Below are 17,561 nucleotides of genomic sequence, written 5' to 3'. Positions count from 1 at the left end.
GAGGGGGGTATCAGAGTCTCGGCAAGCTCAGAACCTGATCGGCCCTACCGCACACTCTGCCTGATATGCTGATACAACGCCCGGATCGCCTGTGCCTCGCCGCCGCCGGGCGAGTGGGGGCGTTCGCTCTGCGCCCAGCCGTAAATGTCGAAATGCGCCCAGCTCGGAGTTTTCGTCACGAAGCGCTTGAGGAACAAGGCGGCGGTGATCGAGCCGGCCATTCCGCCGGATGGCGCATTGGTGATATCGGCGAATTTGGTGCGGATATCCTTGTCGTACCCCATGTAGAGCGGCATGCGCCACAGCGGATCGTCCGTTTCCAGGCTCGCTTCCGTGAGGTCGCGGGCAAGGTCGTTGTCGTCGGTGAAGAAGGGCGGCAGGTCGGGGCCAAGCGCGACGCGGGCGGCACCGGTCAGGGTTGCCATGTCGATCATCAGATCAGGCGCATCCTCGTCGGCGTAGGCGAGCGCATCGGCAAGGATCAGCCGTCCCTCTGCATCGGTATTGTCGATCTGTACCGTCAGGCCCTTGCGGCTTTTGTAGATATCGCCGGGACGGAAGGCGTTGGCCGAAATCGAGTTTTCGACGACGGGAATGATGACGCGCAGGTCGACCTTGAGCTTGGCATCCATGATCATCAACGCAAGGCCCATGACGTTGGCCGCGCCACCCATGTCCTTCTTCATCAGGAGCATCGAGGATGCCGGCTTGATGTCGAGGCCGCCTGTGTCGAAGCATACGCCCTTGCCGACCAACGTAATGCGGCGATGGCCCTTCTTGCCCCAGCGCAACTCCAGAAGGCGCGGCGCATCGGCGCTGGCACGTCCGACGGTGTGTACGAGCGGAAAATTCTCCTTCAGCAGATCGTCGCCAATGATGACGGACATCTCGGCCTTATAATGCTCGGCAAGCGCCCGGAAGGCGGCTTCCAGCTGTTCCGGCCCCATGTCGTTGGTCGGCGTGTTGATGAGGTCGCGGGCGAGGAAGACGCCGGCAAGCTGGCGCTTGATATCGGCGGCATCGGCATCACGCGGGATCATCAGCGTCGGTGCCGCCGCCTTTTCCGACTTGTAGCGATCGAAACGATAGCTGCCGAGGCCGAAGCCGAGCGAAAGCCGGTTCGCGGTTAAAGGTGCCGTTTCGATATGCCAATCGCCCGCCGGCAGGCTGCGCGCCAGTTTGCCCGTCAGGAAGGGCTGCTCGGACGGATTGGAGCCGAGGCCGAACAATGCACCGCCGAGGTGGCCTTCGGCGGTCGGTATCAGGAGCAGTGAGCCGCTATCCGCCTTGTAGCCGGCCTTGCGGGCCCAATCGAGCGCGATGGGGTCGATGGTGCCGGTTTCTATATGCGCCGGCGTGACGGCAAAGATCGGCAGCGTTGCGCCACCCTTCGAATTGAAGGGCGTCGCGCGCTCGATGAACTGATAGGGGGCCATGACTATCCTTTGACGATGACTTCAGGGAATCGAGAGTTAACCATCTGTTAGGGTTAACAGATTATTGCTGGAGCGAACATTGCGTCGAACCTTTCCCTGTTCCGATTCTAGGCCGGACGCAAGATTTAGGGATTCAGGGATAAGCGTCATGTCCGCCGGTTCAACCACGTCTTTGCTTAGAACCTTCCTTTTCCGGGGCGCTTCCGCGGCACTTCTGGCGCTTGCGCTTGCTGGCTGCTCGACAACCGGGAAAGACAAGATGACGACGGGCTCGATCCCGACGGCGCCGAAGACCGCCCTCGACACCATGAACAGCAGCGACCTGGCACAGGCAACCGCGAGCCTCGGCAAGGCCTATGACGCCAATCCGAAGGATCGCAACGCCGGCGTCAACTACGCCAACGCCCTGCGAATGAGCGGCCGCAACGATCAGGCGCTCGCCGTCATGCAACAGGTTGCGATCACCAATCCGAGCGACCGCGGTGTGCTGGCAGCTTACGGCAAGGCGCAGGCAGCGGCCGGCCAGTTGGAAGAGGCGCTCTCGACCATCGATCGCGCCCAGACACCGGATCGCCCGGATTGGCGCCTCGTCTCCGCACAGGGTGCAATCCTCGATCAGCTCGGCCGCTCTGCCGATGCGCGCGGCAAATACCGTGACGCGCTGGTACTGGCACCCAACGAGCCGACGATCCTTTCCAACCTCGGCATGTCCTATGTGCTGACAGGCGATCTCAAGAATGCCGAAAACTACCTTCGCTCGGCCGTCGGCCAACCCGGCGCCGATAGCCGCGTGCGACAGAACCTGGCACTGGTTGTCGGTCTGCAGGGCCGCTTTGCCGAAGCCGAGCAGATCGCCCGGCAGGAGCTGACACCGCAGCAGGCAAATGCCAACGTCGCCTATCTGCGCTCCATGTTGGCGCAGCAGAACTCCTGGCAGAAGCTCGCCGCCAGTGGCGATGCCAAGAAAGCCGTTCAGTAGAACTATTCGGCAAAGTGAGCGGCGCGCGTTTTTGAGGCTGCGCGACCGCTCCTCAAATACTCAACGCCAGATATGCCGAGGCAGGCCATCCATCACCAGCCGCGCTCCGAGCGCCCCGATGATGGCGCCGGATACTCTATCGATCCATAGCTTCGATCCGATATAAAGCGCACGCGGGCGGTTGGACGAAAAGGCCAAGGTCACGACGGTGTACCAGCCCACTTCAACCAGAAAGACTGCTGGCGGAACCGTCAGCAGGAGCCAAGGAGCAGGAGCGGCCGGAAGAAGTGCCGCGAAGATACTGCCATAGAATATGGCCGTCTTCGGATTGCTGAGCTGGGTCCCAAGTGCGAACAGGAAATTGCGCATGATGCCTGCAGCCGCCGGTGTGGCAGGGGCATCGATCGGAAGATCATCGGCCGCGTGACGCCAGATGCGAATGCCGACATAAATCAGATAGAGCCCGCCAGCCACTTTCAGGGCAAGGTACAGCCACTCGACCTTCATCAAAAGCGCGCTCAGACCGAACAGGGCCAGGGTCGCGAAGATGACGCTGCCGGTTCCCATGCCGAAGGCGGCGGCAAGACCGGCTTTGCGTGAGCGGGAGACGGCAATGCGGGACACGAGCACGAAGCTCGGACCGGGGCTGACGGCCCCGATAAAAACGGCGGCGATAACACTGAAAAATATGGCTATGGATGACATGCGGCACCTCCAACGGGTCTGCAAATCCGCCCGGCGCAGACGCCAGCCTCCGAACACATTCGGGAGGGCCATCCGCTTAGGCTGCAGGGACTTCGGATCGAAGGTTAATCACGCTCCCGCCTTGGCGGCAAGCTTGCTGGTCAGAACTTGTCCATGGCCTTGAGGATAGCCGGACCGAGAATGACGGCCATCAGAACCGGCAGGAAGAAGATGATCATCGGCACCGTCAGTTTCGGCGGCAGCGCGGCCGCCTTCTTTTCCGCCTCGTTCATGCGCTCGTCTCGGCCTTCCTGGGCCATGACGCGCAGGGCCTGCGACAGCGGAGTGCCGTAACGCTCGGCCTGAATGAGAGCCTGCGTCACCGATTTGACAATCTCGATCTGCGTACGCGCGGCAAGATTATCGAAGGCGGTTCGGCGATCCTGCAAGAAGGAAAGCTCCGCCGTGGTCAGTACCATTTCCTCGGCGAGTGCGGGCGATTCTTCTGCCATCTCGTCCGCCACGCGGCGCATGCCAGCTTCGATCGATATGCCCGATTCCACGCAGATCAGCATCAGGTCGAGCGCATCTGGCCAGGCGCGCTTGATCGACTTCTGGCGCTTCGTCACCAGATTGGAAATATAGATATTCGGCGCGTAAAAGCCGAGATAACCCATGACGATGACGCCGAGAATGCGGATCGGCAACGGCCTTGAGGCGAAATAGCCAAGACCGAAAACGATGAAGATGGCAGCCGCAAAAAACAGAAACGGCAAAAGGAACCGCGCCAGCAGAAACATGTTCAGCGCGTTTTCCGAACGCAAGCCGGCAGCCCGCAGGCGATTGACGGTGTTGGCGTCAACGAGTGCATTGCGCAGATTGAAGCGCTCGACGATCTGCCGGACGTTGCGATTGTTCTGGTTGCGCAGCGTTGCCTTGCCGCCTTCGGCGGTCAGCCGCGCCCGCTCTCGCGCGCGGATCTGCTCGCGTTCGGTCGATACCGCCTTCAGTCGTTTGCTGAGATCGCCGCGCTCCAGCATCGGCATGGCAATCGTATAGAAGGTGGCGAAAACCGCGATCGCCACGACAACGGCGAGGAGAGTTTCCGGATTGGTCAAAGTGGCAGCCAGATCAGACATTAGCGATGCGGCTCCCTCCGCTCAGATCTCGAAATTGACCATGTTGCGCATGATGTAGACACCAAGCGACATCCAGATGCCGGCGCCGATCATGATCAGGTGACCGCGCGGATCCGTGAACAGAACCAGCATGTATTGCGGCGACGTCAGATAGACGAGCACCATGACAACGAAGGGCAGAGTGCCGATGATGACGGCGGACGCCTTTGCTTCCATCGACAGCGCCTTGACCTTCGCCTTCATCTTCTTGCGCTCGCGCAGGACACGCGAAAGGTTGCCCAAGGCTTCCGACAGGTTGCCGCCCGCCTGGGCCTGAATGGCGATGACGATTGCGAAGAAGTTTACCTCCTGCAACGGCATATGGGTGCCCATGCGCCCGCAGGCATCCGCCATGCTGAGGCCGACCTGTTGTGCCTCGACCACCCGGCGGAACTCCGTCTTGACAGGCTCCCGCGCCTCGGCCGCAACCAGGCGGATGGCGTCATTGAGTGGCAGACCGGAGCGAATGGAGCGCGTGATGAGATCCAGCGCATTGGGGAGCTCTTCGAGAAATTTGTTCTGCCGGCGCTTGATGAGGATACTCACGACCCATCGCGGCAACCCGAAAATCGCAGCAAAAGGCAATCCCAGAATGACGAGGAGCGGCGCGCCGAGAATGAAAAAAACGAACATGACGAACAGGCCGAACAGCACGCTGAAAAGATAGAAGCGGGACGGCGTCAACGACAGGCCCGTCTGAGGCAGGCGCGCTTTCAGCGACTGCTTCTTCTTCGTGTTTTCCGACTGGCGTTTTTCGAGATCCTTGAGCGTGTCCTGAACCGATTTCCGCCGCTTGGACAATTCCTGAACACGGTCACGCGTCGCCTTGACCTTCATGCGGTCGGTCTCAGCCTGCTTGACCCGGTTGACGCGGCTCTCGGCCTTCTTCTGCGTCTCGATGCGCGAATAGAGGACGCCATAGCAGATCGCACCCGCGGAAACGGCTGAAAGCAGGACGATCAGTAGTACTACGGGGTCAACGCCGAACATCGGGATTCCTATTTCGCCTTCTGTTCCATCTCGTCGAGGGCGGCGGCCAGGCGCCTCTCCTCGTTATAATAACGGGCACGATCCCAGAAATGCGGCTTGCCGATGCCGGTCGAGACGTGCCGGCCGATGATGCGGCCATTCGCGTCTTCACCATCGATTTCGTAGCGCATCAGGTCTTGCGTGATGATGACATCGCCTTCCATGCCGATCACTTCCGTGATCTGCGTGATGCGGCGCGAACCGTCACGCAGACGCGCAGCCTGAACGATCACGTCGACGGAGGTGGAAATGATCTCGCGCACGGTCTTGGCCGGCAGGCTGAAACCGCCCATGGCAATCATCGATTCGATACGGCTCAGGCATTCGCGTGGCGTATTGGCGTGGATCGTCCCCATGGAGCCGTCGTGGCCCGTGTTCATTGCCTGCAGCAGGTCGAAGACCTCAGGTCCGCGTACTTCGCCGACGATGATGCGTTCAGGGCGCATACGCAGGCAGTTCTTGACGAGATCACGCATGGTGATCTCGCCCTCGCCTTCGATATTCGGCGGACGCGTTTCGAGACGCACGACATGTGGCTGCTGCAACTGCAGTTCGGCGGTGTCTTCGCAGGTGATCACACGTTCATCGCGGTCGATATAGTTTGTCAGGCAGTTCAGAAGCGTCGTCTTGCCCGAGCCGGTACCGCCGGAAATGACGACGTTGCAGCGCACGCGCCCGATGATCTGCAGAAGCGTCGCACCCTCGGGCGTGATGGCACCGAAGCGGACGATCTGATCGAGCGTCAGCTTGTCCTTCTTGAATTTACGAATGGTCAGCGCCGGACCGTCGAGCGATAGCGGTGGGGCAATGACGTTGACGCGCGAGCCGTCAGGCAGGCGGGCGTCGCAAATCGGGCTCGATTCATCGACGCGGCGGCCGACCTGGCTGACGATGCGCTGGCAGATGGAGAGAAGCTGCGCATTGTCGCGGAAGCGGATTTCAGATTCGACGGTTTTACCGGCGACTTCGATGAAGGTCTGGCCAGCTCCGTTGACCATGATGTCGGAAATGTCGTCGCGGGCCAAAAGCGGCTCCAGCGGACCATAGCCGAGCACGTCGTTGCAGATATCCTCGAGCAGTTCCTCCTGCTCGGAAATCGACATCGCAAAGCTTTTGATCGTGATGATATCGTTGACGATATCGCGGATTTCCTCGCGTGCGGCTTCGTTGCCGAGCTTGGAAAGCTGCGACAGGTCGATCGTATCGATCAGCGCGGCAAAGACCTGCGATTTGGTGTCGTAATATTCTTCGGTGCGTGCCGACCGGCGTCGGCTGGGCGTCTGCATCGGCGGCGGAACCACCTGTTGACGCTGCTGCGATTGATCGCGAGACGGCTCTATCAGCACGGCAGGGGCAGCGGGCGTACCAGCTGCGGCGGGCGCACGCGCCGGCTGCGGCACAACGCCACCGCTCTTTGCTGGACCTTCATTTCCGCGCTTGCCAAACATGCCTTCAATCCAATTCTAATGCTGCAGCATGATTTTCAGGAAAGGGATGCCTTTCAAAAATCCATGCTAAATCAAACGACTACTTCCGCTTCAGCAGGCCAAGCAGACCGCCCTTTCTCGTCTTCTTCAAAGCGACGCGCCCGGTAACGATGTGCGATATCTGCGAAAAGATTTCGGTAACCGGCGACTTCGGATCCGTCTCCGAGATCATCTGGCCGCTATTGGCGGCATTGCCGAACAGATTGATGTCGAAGGGGATGATGGCAATCGGATCGATCTCGAGCGGCGCGCAGAATTCCGATGGGTTGATCTCGGGGCGCTTCGGCATGCCCACCTGATTGAGAACGAGGTGTGGCGCCTTGTCGTTGGGACGCAGTTTGCGCAATGCATCGACCAGGTTCTTGGCGTTGCGCAGATTGGCAAGATCGGGTGCCGCACAGATGACGACCTCATCGACCGCCGCAAGCACCGAGCGCGTCCATTCCGTCCAGACATGGGGGACATCGAGGACCGCGACCGGCGCGCTGCGCTGAAGAACATCGAGCACCGGCAGGAATGCCGGCCCATCGAAATCATAAGCGCGATCCAGCATGGAAGGCGCCGCCAGCAGCGATAGATGCTGCGAGCATTTGGTCAGCAGTCGATCAAGGAAAACCTCGTCCAGACGCTCCGGCGAAAAGACGGCTTCGGCGATACCCTGGGCGGGATCCTGATCGAAATCGATGTTCGCAGTACCGTAAGGCAGGTCGAGATCGGCAAGAATGGTCTCGGTCGAGAACAGGCTCGATATCCCGAAGGCACAATTATGGGCGATGGTGGATGCGCCCACGCCGCCCTTGGCACCGATGAAGGCGATGCTGCGGCCGAGCGGCTCGGCATCGGGATCGATGAAAATCCCCGCCATCGCCGTCATGAGATCGGCCATGTCCATCGGCTGCACGATGTATTCGGAAATACCGTTGCGGATGAGCTCGCGGTAAAGGCTGATGTCATTGTGATAACCGACGATGATTACCTTGGTGCTCGGATCGCAGACCGCGGCAAGCGGCGCAAGCTCTGCCAGCAGATTGCGCGCATTGGCGCGCGTCTCGAGAATGATCAGGTTCGGCGTCGGTGTCGAAGCGAACATGTTCGCCGCGGCAGCACTACCCCCACTGGTGATCCGGAGACTGACCTTCGACATGCGCCGATCGTTGGCGCACTGGTCCATCACCCGCTGCAGCTGCTCGCTTTCGCAGAAAGCGTGCACCGAAATACGCGGCAGCGGCCGCAGATTATCAAGATTGCCGGAGCGTGGGGCTTCTTCGGCGTCCGCTTCAGTCGATTCGATCTCGTAATCGATGGCGTTCATGGTCTCATCCTGTTTCGCCGGCCCCTTGCTCTCAATTTCCGCTTCCGGAACCGAAGCTGCCAAGTGTTGACGTGCTGGTTGGGGTCGAACCAGTGCGATAATCACTGATCACCTTGCTGCGCTGATCGGCGTCGATCGGCGTCATGGCGCGTGGCGAGACCAGATCAGTGGGATTGGCTACCTGCGCGGCAAGATTATGCTGCGTTGCGCAGCCGAAATTATAGTAATTCTGATTGTCGAAGGCATTGTCGGCGAGATCATCGGGCCACTGACCGCATGCATTGGTAGCGGCAGTCGTCGCGGTGAAACGCAGTCGTATCGGTGCAGCATCTCCGAGGCCACCGGCGACATAGTAGCTGTCGACGACGCGACCCGAGGGTATGCCGTTTGTCACGAGTTCTCTGCGAATCTGCTGGCGTAGAGCAGATGCGGCCACGGCATTGACCGACTCTCGCGGCGACAGGATTTCAACGGTGCCGCTTGCATGCGCCCGATAGTCTTGGACGAAGCCGCGGATGGTATCGCGCATGCCCGTGGTCAGGTGGCGGTCGCTGGTAGACACCGGTATATCGATATTATGTTCCTTCTCGGTCAGCACGATCGGGTGGCGCTGACGATAATCGTCCTTGATGGCGCTTGTGGTCATGCCGTCCGGGGAGCCGGCGCAACCGCCGAGCACCGCCGTCAAGATGAACATCGGAGCAACAAGGGCCAATGCAGGAAGCCGGGGCCTGACGGTACGAGGCGCATTGCGGTCGAGGCTAACCATCTTGTGATCTCTGGTTGATCCGGCTTGAAAGATGCGCGTCATGATCCGTATCCCCTCATTTGTAGATGAAGCCGACGGTGCCATGGAAATCGGCGTCGGCAACCGGCGGCGCATCCTTGCGGCCGTAGATCTTGTTGACACGGTTCATGAAGAAGACGCCGGCGTCGTTCGACGGCGAGAAATTGTCATCCGGTCGGGCGAGCTTGTCGCGTGCCACCGGGCGCACGAGGTATGGGGTGGCGATGATGACAAGCTCACTTTCATCACGCTGAAAACTCTTCTGACGGAACAAGGCACCCAGTAGCGGGATTTTTGACGCTCCAGGCGTTCCCGAAGTGGTCTGCTGCACATTGTCGCTCAGAAGGCCGGCAAGGGCGATCGAACCTCCGGACGGCAGCTCAACCGAGGTATTGGCGGCGCGCTGGTTGTAAGTCGGGGTTGCCGATGATGCGACCGGTTCGGAGACCTGGGTCTGCACATGCAGACTGATACGGCCGCCGGCAAGAACAACGGGCGTGAACGCCAATGTAATACCATAGGTATACGGCGTGATGGTCGTGTTCCCGTCCTTGTCTGTCGTGGAATAGAGTGTCTGGCCGCCGGAATTGAATGTTGCAGCCTGTCCGGAAATCGCTGTCAGCGTGGGCTCCGCCAAGGTGCGCACGGCGCCTGCCTGCTCGAGAGCGTTCAGATAGCTGCTGATATTGTATTTGCCGAGAGCATATTTGAAGAGCGTCGAGAGACCACCGGCGCCGGTGGCGTTGGTCGGATCACCGTTCACGCCCACGAAATTCGTGGTTCCAGTATTTCCTATATTGCCGAGCTGCGCCACGCCCAGGCCGGAGGAGTTGCTGACCAGATTGTCAAAACCGATCTGCTTCAGCACGCTGCGCTTGATCTCGGCGACCGTGACCTTGAGCGTCACCTGATCTTCTCCTTCAATCTGCAGCATATTGACGATCTGCGAGGACTGGCGCCCTTCGGCGAAGAGCGCAACCGAGCTGTCACCGCCGGTGCCGGAGGCGGTCTCCGTGCGGGTTGTCGCTTCACCACCCTTCAGAAAGGCCTGGGCGAGCTGTTGCGCGCGGATCGAATCCTGCGGCGTGCGCACCATGCCCGTCAGGACAATGTTGTCGGAGATGATCTCGACGCTGATGTCGGAGTCGGGAATGAAACGTTTGATGTTGCCTTGCAGGCCGGCAATGTCGCGCTCGATCTGAAGATCGAGGCTGACGATCTCCTTGCCGTCTGCGCCAAAGATGAAGATGTTGGTCTGGCCAACCGTCTTGCCGAACAAATAGATGCGGCGCGACGTGCGCGTTACGGCATCCGCCATCTTCGGGTCTGACACAAGGATATCATGGGCATCGGCCGGCAGATCGACCACGAGAGCCTTGTTGAGGCCGAGCTTCAAAGTGCGCTTCGTGCCAAGACCTGCGATGGTGACGATGCTGTCGGAACCGGCCGCAAATGCCGCCTGCGTGCGCAGGAAAAGAGGGATGTTCGCCAGGGGCAATCCCGCAAAGGCGACCGAGAAGGATAGAGCTGCAGCGAGGGGAACGCTGGCCTTCTTGCTTATCTTGAACATCATCCCGCCCCTTCTCATTGTGCTTTCGGCCCTGCGGGGCCATCGGTCACGATCGTCCCCGACTTGATGACCTGTACAAGTCCGCCACCATTGTCGCCGGCCAGGAGATAGTCGGCCGCGGTCGTATCGGATTGCTGCGCGTCAGCGACGGAACGCAATGCCAGTGTCAGCCGATCCGCCATCTGGTGCGCGACGGCCAGGACTTTTGTCTGGTCCGGTGTCAATTCAAGCGTAGCGGTGGCGCCGACCACAGCCTTGCCGCCGTCCTGTTTTTCTTCGATCTGCTGATCGACGGCCAGAACGCGCACATTGCTGAGCACGGTCTCGGTGACAAGTTGCTGCTGGGAACCCTTGCGAACCATGATGACGTCGACCCGGTCGTTCGGCAGGATAAAGCCGCCGGCGCCGGTGGAGACGGAAATCTCGGTCGCAACGGCACGCTTGCCGGATGGCAACAATGAAGAGAGGATGCCGCTGCTGGAATCGGCGACCTTTTCCTCGCGAATCGGTTCACCTTCAAAAATCGGCAGGCGGACGACCGCGCCGTTCAGATCCTTCAGTGCCTCAGGTCTTTGGTTTTCGGTGATGAGGCCCTTGACGACGCCGCCTTCCGGCCATGCCATCCAATGGACCATCTGCTCGTTCAACCGCGAGCCGACGGGCAGATTGGCGCTTGCGACGAGAACATTGACCGTCGCTTCCTTTTCCACAACCGCCGCAATCTGTTGCGGTACGATATCGCGCTTGCCGGCCAGACGCATCGCCAGCATGCCGGCCAGACCTGCCGCGACGGCCGCTACTGCGAGTATCATTATGCGAGCGGGTTTCATGGTCATTCCTTGGGGAATAGGATTCTTCGCCCCGTAGAATGCTCCGCAATTGGTGTAATTATGGTTAACGGTAGGTTACATTTATTATTACTTAACCATCAATACTTGATATGTATTAGAAAAATCATATACAATGATTTGAATTAAACTGGCCGTCTTTCCGCTCAGATCATTCCGCGTGTCGCCGCGATCAGGAGTGGCGACGAGGGAAAAGCGAGCACGCCTCCAATCGCGATGGCGATGCCGTATGGAATTTTCTTGGCGATCACCAGCGAATTCGGCAGAGGAAGACCCATGGCCATGATGATATTGGACTGCGATCGAAGCAGAACGATCAGCACCGTCAGCACGCCGCCGATAAACGCGACATAGACGAGGAATTCCAGAAGAGAGGTGTCGAAGCCGAACCAGAGCGTGGCGGCGGCCAGCAGTTTCGCATCGCCGCCACCCATGACGTTCAGCGCGAAGAATGCAAAGCAGGCAAGAAAGACAATGCCGGCACCGGCAAAATGCATAGCGATTTCCGGAAGCGATAATCCGAAAACGGGTGCCAATACCAGGAATGACACCGCAAGTGCCAATGAAGCGCGATTTGGGATTGTCATCGTCAGCAGATCGGAGATCGCTGCAATCGACATGCAGAGCGGAAAGATAAGTAAAGCCGCGACTTCAAGCATGGCATTGCTCCAATCTCTTATCTCAGAAGCTAAAACCGCCCATTTTACTGGGCGGCTTCAAGGTCAAGAACGTCGTTCAAGATATGAGGCTTATTAGTAGGCCTTCGAAGCGGTGTTCATCTTGGTCGAGATGTTCGTGAAGGTCGAGCTGAGCGTAGAGCCCAGGGTGGTTGCGCCGGTGATGATGGCGACCGAGATGAGAGCAGCGATCAGACCGTATTCGATTGCAGTCGCGCCGGATTCGTCCTTCAGGAAGCGCGAAAAAAGCTTGGACATAAATTTAACTCCACTTTGTTGACAGCACGTCCGCCAACTGTTGCCGTTGATCGGATGAGTTGCACGGTAGCCTCGTGCCGTTTCCATCGCTTTAAGGAAGTGGGTTAATAGGCTGTAAATATCGAAGCTCAAAAAGAATAGTTAATGGCGAGCTTATGTCTTCCCATCTATTTTTAAAGAAAATCTTCAGCTAAAAAGAAACTATTAGATGTATGAATATTAGTACGATATGCGACTTGCCCCAAAGTAATGCATGCCTGGTGTAGAAAATCCGAAGCCGAAGCCAAAGATGGGACATTTGCATCATATTCGAACGGCCAGAGCTTGTCTTAATCGTTCATTCACCATTCTTTCTCATTCTGTCCGGCAAATCCTTTCGTCATATGCTTCAAGGGGCTCAACCATGCCAATCGGCGGCAAAACCGCATTTCTTATCGGTATCGTCGCTCTGGCCGGCATGACGCCGCAGCTCTCGCACGCTGCCGGAGAAAGCATGCTGCGCGTCTATATGGATCACGCGCGCGTATTGAAGCTTGACCGCCCTGTCGCCAAAGTCATCGTCGGGAACTCCCAGGTCGCCGACGCGACCGTGGCGGATCCGAAAACCATCGTCTTGACCGGCCGCAACTTCGGAACAACGAATATCATCCTGCTCGATGCGGACGGCAACGCTATCGTTGACGAACAAATCCTGGTTTCGATCGATGAAGGCAATACGGTCCGCGTCTTCCGCCAGACGGATCGCGCCGTATTGTCATGCGCGCCCAATTGCGAGCAGCATGCGCAGCAACAGAACAATGCCGCAGCGGCCGCGCCGACCGGGCAATAGCTTTATTTATTATCGCAAATATTCTAAAGTACTATATAAGTACTATCTTCTTCTTAATAATCTCGACTTCCTTTAAATATAAAGAGAGAAGCGAAACGGATTATCAAGAAAGCATCTCTAGTTTCGTCCGCGTGTAATCGCCGCGGATGTTCGATGATACCAGACGACAATATTTCCGGGAGCAATAGTTCAGCGCGGCGACGCGCCCGCGGAGGCTTGCGCGAATTCGTCCGGTCTCGCGATGGCACTGCCGCCATCGAATTCGCATTGCTTGCCATTCCCTATTTCCTGATCGTCTTTGCAATCATCGAAACTTTCGTCGCCTTTACGGCCGAGCAAGTCGTTTCCAATGCGGTCGACACCCTGTCGCGCCAGATCAGAACCGGGCAAATGACCGCGGCCAACACGACTCAGCAGCAGTTTCGCCAGGCATTCTGCAATGAGATCTCGGTGTTGATCACTTGTTCGTCGACGGAAGTGGCGACACCCGCCAGCCTCTATGTCGATGTCGAAAGCTATTCGACCTTCGCCTCGATGCCGACAACCATTCCGCGCCAATCGTCAACGGACCCCTATTCCGATCTCAACACAACGGGGTTCACTTTCACGCCCGGCGGCGCAAAAACCTTGAATATGGTGCGCGCCTACTACCGTTGGCAGATCATCACCGATTTGCTGCGTCCCTATCTCAGCAACATCAGGCCTTCCGATGGCTCGATGCCGACGACCTATCTCATCGTTGCCACAGCGGCTTTCCAGAATGAGAACTATCCATGAGCGAGCAATCCAGGGTTGACAAAGAAGGCGCGTCCTTCGGCATCCTGCGGCGCTTTGCCCGGGATCAGCGGGGCGTCGGCGCGATCGAATTCGCCATTCTCTTCCCCGTGTTGCTGATGCTTTACCTCGGTGCGTTTGAGCTTACCGTCGGCCTCAACGTCTCCAAGCGCGCCAGCCGCTCGGCCGGTTCGATCGCGGATATCCTCTCGCAGCGCTCAAGCGTTGTCAAATCGGACCTCGCGACAATGCCCTCCGTCGTGGGCGCCATCTTTGCGCCCTACGCCACTACCGGCCTGACGTTGAAGATCACCGGAATCGCTGTCGACGCCGGTGGCAACGCCACCGTTGCATGGTCCTGGGCGCAAGATGGGACAAGACCCTATTCGCCCGGTACCGCCCTCACCGTCCCGAACAATATGAACCAGGCAAGCACCTTCCTCATACGCAGCGAGCTTGCCCTACCGTATCAGCTCATCAGTTTCGGAACTAATTTCCTGCCAAACGGCACCAACCAGATCACGATCAGCCGGCAATATTACTATCGCCAGCGCGTCGGTAGCTCGATCAGCTGTAGCGATTGCTGACCCCCCTCGGCGCCGCGGCCAACGGTACGCGGCGGCTTCAAACGGAAAATTGCCAAGTCGATGCCTCCGTTATATGGGTGACGTCCAAAGCACCGGGCAGAACCTGCAGGGTGCGGTGATCTTTATCGGGTGATCTATGGCGCGCGCCTTTCTTTTCGTTCTGGACTCTTTTGGCGTCGGTGGCGGCCCGGATGCGGCAAGCTATGGTGACGAGGGTGCCGATACGCTCGGCCATATCGCCGAGTTCTGCGCCGCAGGGGCAGCCGATCGCGAGGGCCTGCGCCAGGGGCCGCTGGCTTTGCCGAACATGTCTGCCTTCGGGTTGCTGGAGATCGCCAAGACGGCGACTGGGAATTATCCAGCTGGAATGCCGCAACCGGAAAGGCTATACGGCCTCTATGGCTGCGCCAGCGAGGTTTCACGCGGCAAGGACACGCCATCAGGCCATTGGGAGATTGCCGGAACGCCGGTTACGTTCGATTGGGGTTACTTTCCAACCGAGGGCGACGCCTTCGCGCCGGAGCTGGTGAAGGCCATCTGCGAGGCAGCCGACCTGCCCGGCATTCTCGGCAATTGTCATGCCTCCGGCACGGATATCATCGCCAGGCTCGGCGAAGAGCATATCCGCAGCGGCAAGCCCATCTGCTACACCTCGTCCGATTCCGTTTTTCAGATCGCTGCCCATGAGCAGCATTTCGGGCTCGATCGACTGATAGAGCTGAGCAAGATCGTGCGTACCCTTCTCGATCCCTACAATATCGGCCGCGTCATCGCCCGTCCCTTCATCGGCGAGACTGTGGCGACCTTCGAGCGGACCGGCAATCGCCGTGACTTCTCGGTGTTGCCGCCAGAGCCCACCCTGCTCGACCGGATCGTCAAAGCGGAGCGCAAAGTGCATGCCGTGGGCAAGATCGGCGATATCTTCGCCCATCAGGGCGTTTCGAGGGTCATCAAGGCCAATGGCAACATGGCGCTGATGGATGCCACGCTGAAGGCCATGGACGAGGCCCAGGACGGCGATCTCGTCTTCACCAATTTCGTCGATTTCGACATGCTCTACGGCCATCGCCGCGATGTGCCGGGCTATGCCGCGGCGCTCGAAGCTTTCGATGCCCGGCTGCCTGACATGTACAAAAAGCTGAAGGCTGGCGATCTCGTCATCCTCACCGCCGATCACGGCTGCGATCCGACCTGGCGCGGCACCGATCACACGCGCGAACGCGTGCCGATCATGGCCTATGGGCCGGGCATCCGCCCGCGCTCAGTCGGCGTCCGCCAGACCTATGCCGATATCGGCGAGACGGTCGCACAACATCTGGGAATTGCGGCAGGGCCGCATGGGAGGAGTTTCCTTTGACATCGCATTTGAAGAAGGTGGAGCTGCATTGCCATCTGGAAGGCGCGGCTCCGCCGGCGCTGACGCTTGCACAGGCGCAGAAGTATAACGTCGATACCAGCGCTTTCCTCAAGGACGGCGTCTATCTCTGGAAGGACTTCGCCGAATTCCTCGTCTGCTACGACAAGGTTTCCGAGGTCTACCGCACCGAGGAAGACTATGCGCTGCTGACGGAAACCTATCTGGAAGAACTTGCCGGCATCGGCACGATCTATAGCGAGCTGATCGTTTCGCCCGACCACGGCGACCGCATCGGCCTTGGTACCGACGCCTATATGGCCGGTGTTTCGTCCGGCATCCGTGCCGCCAAGGCAAAGACCGGCATCGAGGCGCGGCTCATCGTCACCGGCGAACGCCATTTCGGCCCGGATCGTGTGGTGAAGGCGGCCGAATATGCAGCCAAAAGCGACAATCCGCTGATAACGGGCTTCAACATGGCCGGCGAGGAGCGCATGGGCCGCGTTGCCGACTATGCCCGCGCCTTCGATATCGCCCGCGAGGCCGGTCTCGGCATTACCATCCATGCCGGCGAAGTCTGCGGCGCCTTCTCGGTCGCCGATGCCATTGAGCTGGTGCGCCCGGCGCGTATCGGCCATGGCGTGCGCGCCATCGAGGACGCCGACCTCGTCAAGCGCCTTGCCGATCTCGGCACCGTGCTGGAAGTGTGCCCCGGCTCCAACATCGCGCTCAACGTCTTCCCGGATTTCCAGTCGCATCCGCTGCGCAAGCTGCGCGATGCGGGCGTAAAAGTGACGATCAATTCCGACGACCCGCCCTTCTTCCACACATCGCTGAAGCGCGAATACGAGCTGGCATCGTCAGCCTTCGGCTTTAGCGACGACGAGATCAACGCGATGACGCGCACGGCGATCGAGGCGGCCTTTGTGGACGAGGCGACACGCGCTGCATTGCTGGCGAGACTGTAGAGGCATGAATTCGGCCGCAGACTGGGGATGACATTTCCCAAAACGGCCTATTTTCTTGCACCAGAGGCGATTTCCGTGAAAGAAACATCTCATATCACGGAATTATTGGAAGGCTGAACCCATGGACGGCGTCACTGTCATCGATCACCCGCTTGTGCAACACAAGCTCACAATCATGCGCAAGAAGGAGACGTCGACAGGGAGCTTCCGCCGTCTGCTGCGGGAAATTTCCACGTTGCTCTGCTACGAAGTGACGCGCGACCTGGAGCTGACGATCGAGACCATCGAAACGCCGCTTCAGCCGATGGATGCGCCGATCCTCGAAGGCAAGAAGCTGGTCTTTGCCTCGATCCTTCGCGCCGGCAACGGTCTGCTCGAAGGCATGCTCGATCTCGTACCTTCGGCGCGCGTCTCGCATATCGGCGTCTACCGCGATCATGAGACGCTGCAGCCGGTCGAATATTACTTCAAGGCGCCGGAAGATGTTTCCGAACGCCTGATCATCGTCGTCGATCCGATGCTGGCAACCGGCAACTCCTCGATCGCCGCCATCGACAAGCTGAAGGAGCGCGGCGCTCACAATATCCGCTTCCTATGCCTGCTGGCTGCTCCGGAAGGCCTTGCCAATTTCCGTGCAGCGCATCCGGATGTGCCGGTCTTCACCGCGGCGATCGACAGCCATCTCAACGAGTTGGGCTATATCGTGCCCGGCCTTGGCGATGCTGGTGATCGCATGTACGGCACGAAGTAAACTCTGCACTATACTTTTCTTCAAGGCTCGGCAGTCTTCAACTGCCGGGCTTT

At 59.1% G+C, this 17,561-nt stretch carries 18 protein-coding genes; 7 read left to right on the top strand and 11 right to left on the bottom strand.

The annotated features are described in order from the left end of the window. Positions 1–44 precede the first annotated feature (44 nt). Positions 45–1,436: a leucyl aminopeptidase family protein gene (locus ACQZ6F_RS22040; RefSeq protein ID WP_449096001.1), complete on the bottom strand. Its 1,392-nt coding sequence runs from the start codon at positions 1,434–1,436 to the stop codon at positions 45–47. Positions 1,437–1,584: 148 nt separating this feature from the next. Between ACQZ6F_RS22040 and ACQZ6F_RS22035 the strand changes: the two genes are divergently transcribed. Continuing rightward, positions 1,585–2,415, top strand: a complete 831-nt coding sequence (locus ACQZ6F_RS22035; RefSeq protein WP_449096002.1) for a tetratricopeptide repeat protein — start codon at positions 1,585–1,587, stop codon at positions 2,413–2,415. A 60-nt stretch (positions 2,416–2,475) separates the two neighbouring features. Here ACQZ6F_RS22035 and ACQZ6F_RS22030 read toward each other — a convergent pair whose 3' ends face one another. The 10 genes from ACQZ6F_RS22030 to ACQZ6F_RS21985 form a co-directional block, all read right to left on the bottom strand. Beyond that, positions 2,476–3,120, bottom strand: a complete 645-nt coding sequence (locus ACQZ6F_RS22030) for a LysE family translocator (RefSeq protein ID WP_077468388.1) — start codon at positions 3,118–3,120, stop codon at positions 2,476–2,478. Between the two features lie 140 nt (positions 3,121–3,260). Beyond that, positions 3,261–4,238, bottom strand: a complete 978-nt coding sequence (locus ACQZ6F_RS22025) for a type II secretion system F family protein (protein WP_077468387.1) — start codon at positions 4,236–4,238, stop codon at positions 3,261–3,263. Positions 4,239–4,259: 21 nt separating this feature from the next. Next, positions 4,260–5,267, bottom strand: coding sequence for a type II secretion system F family protein (locus ACQZ6F_RS22020; protein WP_449096003.1), 1,008 nt, complete (start codon positions 5,265–5,267; stop codon positions 4,260–4,262). 8 nt (positions 5,268–5,275) lie between these two features. Next, positions 5,276–6,754 carry a CpaF family protein gene (locus ACQZ6F_RS22015; RefSeq protein ID WP_077468385.1) on the bottom strand — a complete coding sequence of 493 codons (1,479 nt, stop codon included), beginning with the start codon at positions 6,752–6,754 and terminating at the stop codon, positions 5,276–5,278. A 79-nt stretch (positions 6,755–6,833) separates the two neighbouring features. Beyond that, positions 6,834–8,105: an AAA family ATPase gene (locus tag ACQZ6F_RS22010; RefSeq protein WP_449096004.1), complete on the bottom strand. Its 1,272-nt coding sequence runs from the start codon at positions 8,103–8,105 to the stop codon at positions 6,834–6,836. A gap of 31 nt (positions 8,106–8,136) precedes the next feature. Next, complete coding sequence (locus tag ACQZ6F_RS22005) at positions 8,137–8,874, bottom strand: CpaD family pilus assembly protein (protein ID WP_449096073.1); 738 nt, start codon at positions 8,872–8,874, stop codon at positions 8,137–8,139. A gap of 55 nt (positions 8,875–8,929) precedes the next feature. Continuing rightward, complete coding sequence (locus ACQZ6F_RS22000) at positions 8,930–10,462, bottom strand: type II and III secretion system protein family protein (protein ID WP_449096074.1); 1,533 nt, start codon at positions 10,460–10,462, stop codon at positions 8,930–8,932. Positions 10,463–10,476: 14 nt separating this feature from the next. Further along, positions 10,477–11,292, bottom strand: a complete 816-nt coding sequence (gene cpaB / locus ACQZ6F_RS21995) for a Flp pilus assembly protein CpaB (protein WP_449096005.1) — start codon at positions 11,290–11,292, stop codon at positions 10,477–10,479. A gap of 164 nt (positions 11,293–11,456) precedes the next feature. Continuing rightward, entirely contained in the window at positions 11,457–11,969 is a 513-nt protein-coding gene (locus tag ACQZ6F_RS21990) for an A24 family peptidase (protein WP_449096006.1), read from the bottom strand. A gap of 93 nt (positions 11,970–12,062) precedes the next feature. Then, the gene (locus ACQZ6F_RS21985; protein ID WP_449096007.1) at positions 12,063–12,245 is read right to left on the bottom strand and encodes a Flp family type IVb pilin; all 183 of its coding nucleotides are present in this window, start codon (positions 12,243–12,245) and stop codon (positions 12,063–12,065) included. A gap of 403 nt (positions 12,246–12,648) precedes the next feature. Here ACQZ6F_RS21985 and ACQZ6F_RS21980 point away from each other — a divergent pair, with 403 nt between their 5' ends. From ACQZ6F_RS21980 to upp, 6 genes are all read left to right on the top strand, one after another. Beyond that, entirely contained in the window at positions 12,649–13,074 is a 426-nt protein-coding gene (locus ACQZ6F_RS21980; RefSeq protein WP_449096008.1) for a pilus assembly protein N-terminal domain-containing protein, read from the top strand. Between the two features lie 153 nt (positions 13,075–13,227). Then, the gene (locus tag ACQZ6F_RS21975) at positions 13,228–13,851 is read left to right on the top strand and encodes a TadE/TadG family type IV pilus assembly protein (RefSeq protein ID WP_077468379.1); all 624 of its coding nucleotides are present in this window, start codon (positions 13,228–13,230) and stop codon (positions 13,849–13,851) included. Beyond that, entirely contained in the window at positions 13,848–14,435 is a 588-nt protein-coding gene (locus tag ACQZ6F_RS21970; protein WP_449096009.1) for a TadE/TadG family type IV pilus assembly protein, read from the top strand. Before ACQZ6F_RS21975 ends, ACQZ6F_RS21970 begins: the two co-directional genes overlap by 4 nt. Before the next feature lie 136 nt (positions 14,436–14,571). Continuing rightward, positions 14,572–15,792 carry a phosphopentomutase gene (locus ACQZ6F_RS21965; RefSeq protein WP_449096010.1) on the top strand — a complete coding sequence of 407 codons (1,221 nt, stop codon included), beginning with the start codon at positions 14,572–14,574 and terminating at the stop codon, positions 15,790–15,792. Then, complete coding sequence (locus ACQZ6F_RS21960) at positions 15,789–16,757, top strand: adenosine deaminase (RefSeq protein WP_449096011.1); 969 nt, start codon at positions 15,789–15,791, stop codon at positions 16,755–16,757. Before ACQZ6F_RS21965 ends, ACQZ6F_RS21960 begins: the two co-directional genes overlap by 4 nt. Before the next feature lie 121 nt (positions 16,758–16,878). Continuing rightward, the gene (upp, locus tag ACQZ6F_RS21955; RefSeq protein ID WP_068400897.1) at positions 16,879–17,508 is read left to right on the top strand and encodes a uracil phosphoribosyltransferase; all 630 of its coding nucleotides are present in this window, start codon (positions 16,879–16,881) and stop codon (positions 17,506–17,508) included. Positions 17,509–17,561: the final 53 nt, after the last annotated feature.

Source organism: Rhizobium sp. A22-96 (genome assembly GCF_053521805.1).
This window is presented reverse-complemented; position numbering and strand designations above follow the sequence as displayed.

Excerpts from the sequence above, each read along its gene's own strand:
- ACQZ6F_RS22040 (WP_449096001.1), bottom strand. The coding sequence starts at position 1,436 with ATGGCCCCCTATCAGTTCATCGAGCGCGCGACGCCCTTCAATTCGAAG.
- ACQZ6F_RS22035 (WP_449096002.1), top strand. The coding sequence starts at position 1,585 with ATGTCCGCCGGTTCAACCACGTCTTTGCTTAGAACCTTCCTTTTCCGG.
- ACQZ6F_RS22030 (WP_077468388.1), bottom strand. The coding sequence starts at position 3,120 with ATGTCATCCATAGCCATATTTTTCAGTGTTATCGCCGCCGTTTTTATC.
- ACQZ6F_RS22025 (WP_077468387.1), bottom strand. The coding sequence starts at position 4,238 with ATGTCTGATCTGGCTGCCACTTTGACCAATCCGGAAACTCTCCTCGCC.
- ACQZ6F_RS22020 (WP_449096003.1), bottom strand. The coding sequence starts at position 5,267 with ATGTTCGGCGTTGACCCCGTAGTACTACTGATCGTCCTGCTTTCAGCC.
- ACQZ6F_RS22015 (WP_077468385.1), bottom strand. The coding sequence starts at position 6,754 with ATGTTTGGCAAGCGCGGAAATGAAGGTCCAGCAAAGAGCGGTGGCGTT.
- ACQZ6F_RS22010 (WP_449096004.1), bottom strand. The coding sequence starts at position 8,105 with ATGAACGCCATCGATTACGAGATCGAATCGACTGAAGCGGACGCCGAA.
- ACQZ6F_RS22005 (WP_449096073.1), bottom strand. The coding sequence starts at position 8,874 with ATGGTTAGCCTCGACCGCAATGCGCCTCGTACCGTCAGGCCCCGGCTT.
- ACQZ6F_RS22000 (WP_449096074.1), bottom strand. The coding sequence starts at position 10,462 with ATGTTCAAGATAAGCAAGAAGGCCAGCGTTCCCCTCGCTGCAGCTCTA.
- cpaB (WP_449096005.1), bottom strand. The coding sequence starts at position 11,292 with ATGAAACCCGCTCGCATAATGATACTCGCAGTAGCGGCCGTCGCGGCA.
- ACQZ6F_RS21990 (WP_449096006.1), bottom strand. The coding sequence starts at position 11,969 with ATGCTTGAAGTCGCGGCTTTACTTATCTTTCCGCTCTGCATGTCGATT.
- ACQZ6F_RS21985 (WP_449096007.1), bottom strand. The coding sequence starts at position 12,245 with ATGTCCAAGCTTTTTTCGCGCTTCCTGAAGGACGAATCCGGCGCGACT.
- ACQZ6F_RS21980 (WP_449096008.1), top strand. The coding sequence starts at position 12,649 with ATGCCAATCGGCGGCAAAACCGCATTTCTTATCGGTATCGTCGCTCTG.
- ACQZ6F_RS21975 (WP_077468379.1), top strand. The coding sequence starts at position 13,228 with ATGATACCAGACGACAATATTTCCGGGAGCAATAGTTCAGCGCGGCGA.
- ACQZ6F_RS21970 (WP_449096009.1), top strand. The coding sequence starts at position 13,848 with ATGAGCGAGCAATCCAGGGTTGACAAAGAAGGCGCGTCCTTCGGCATC.
- ACQZ6F_RS21965 (WP_449096010.1), top strand. The coding sequence starts at position 14,572 with ATGGCGCGCGCCTTTCTTTTCGTTCTGGACTCTTTTGGCGTCGGTGGC.
- upp (WP_068400897.1), top strand. The coding sequence starts at position 16,879 with ATGGACGGCGTCACTGTCATCGATCACCCGCTTGTGCAACACAAGCTC.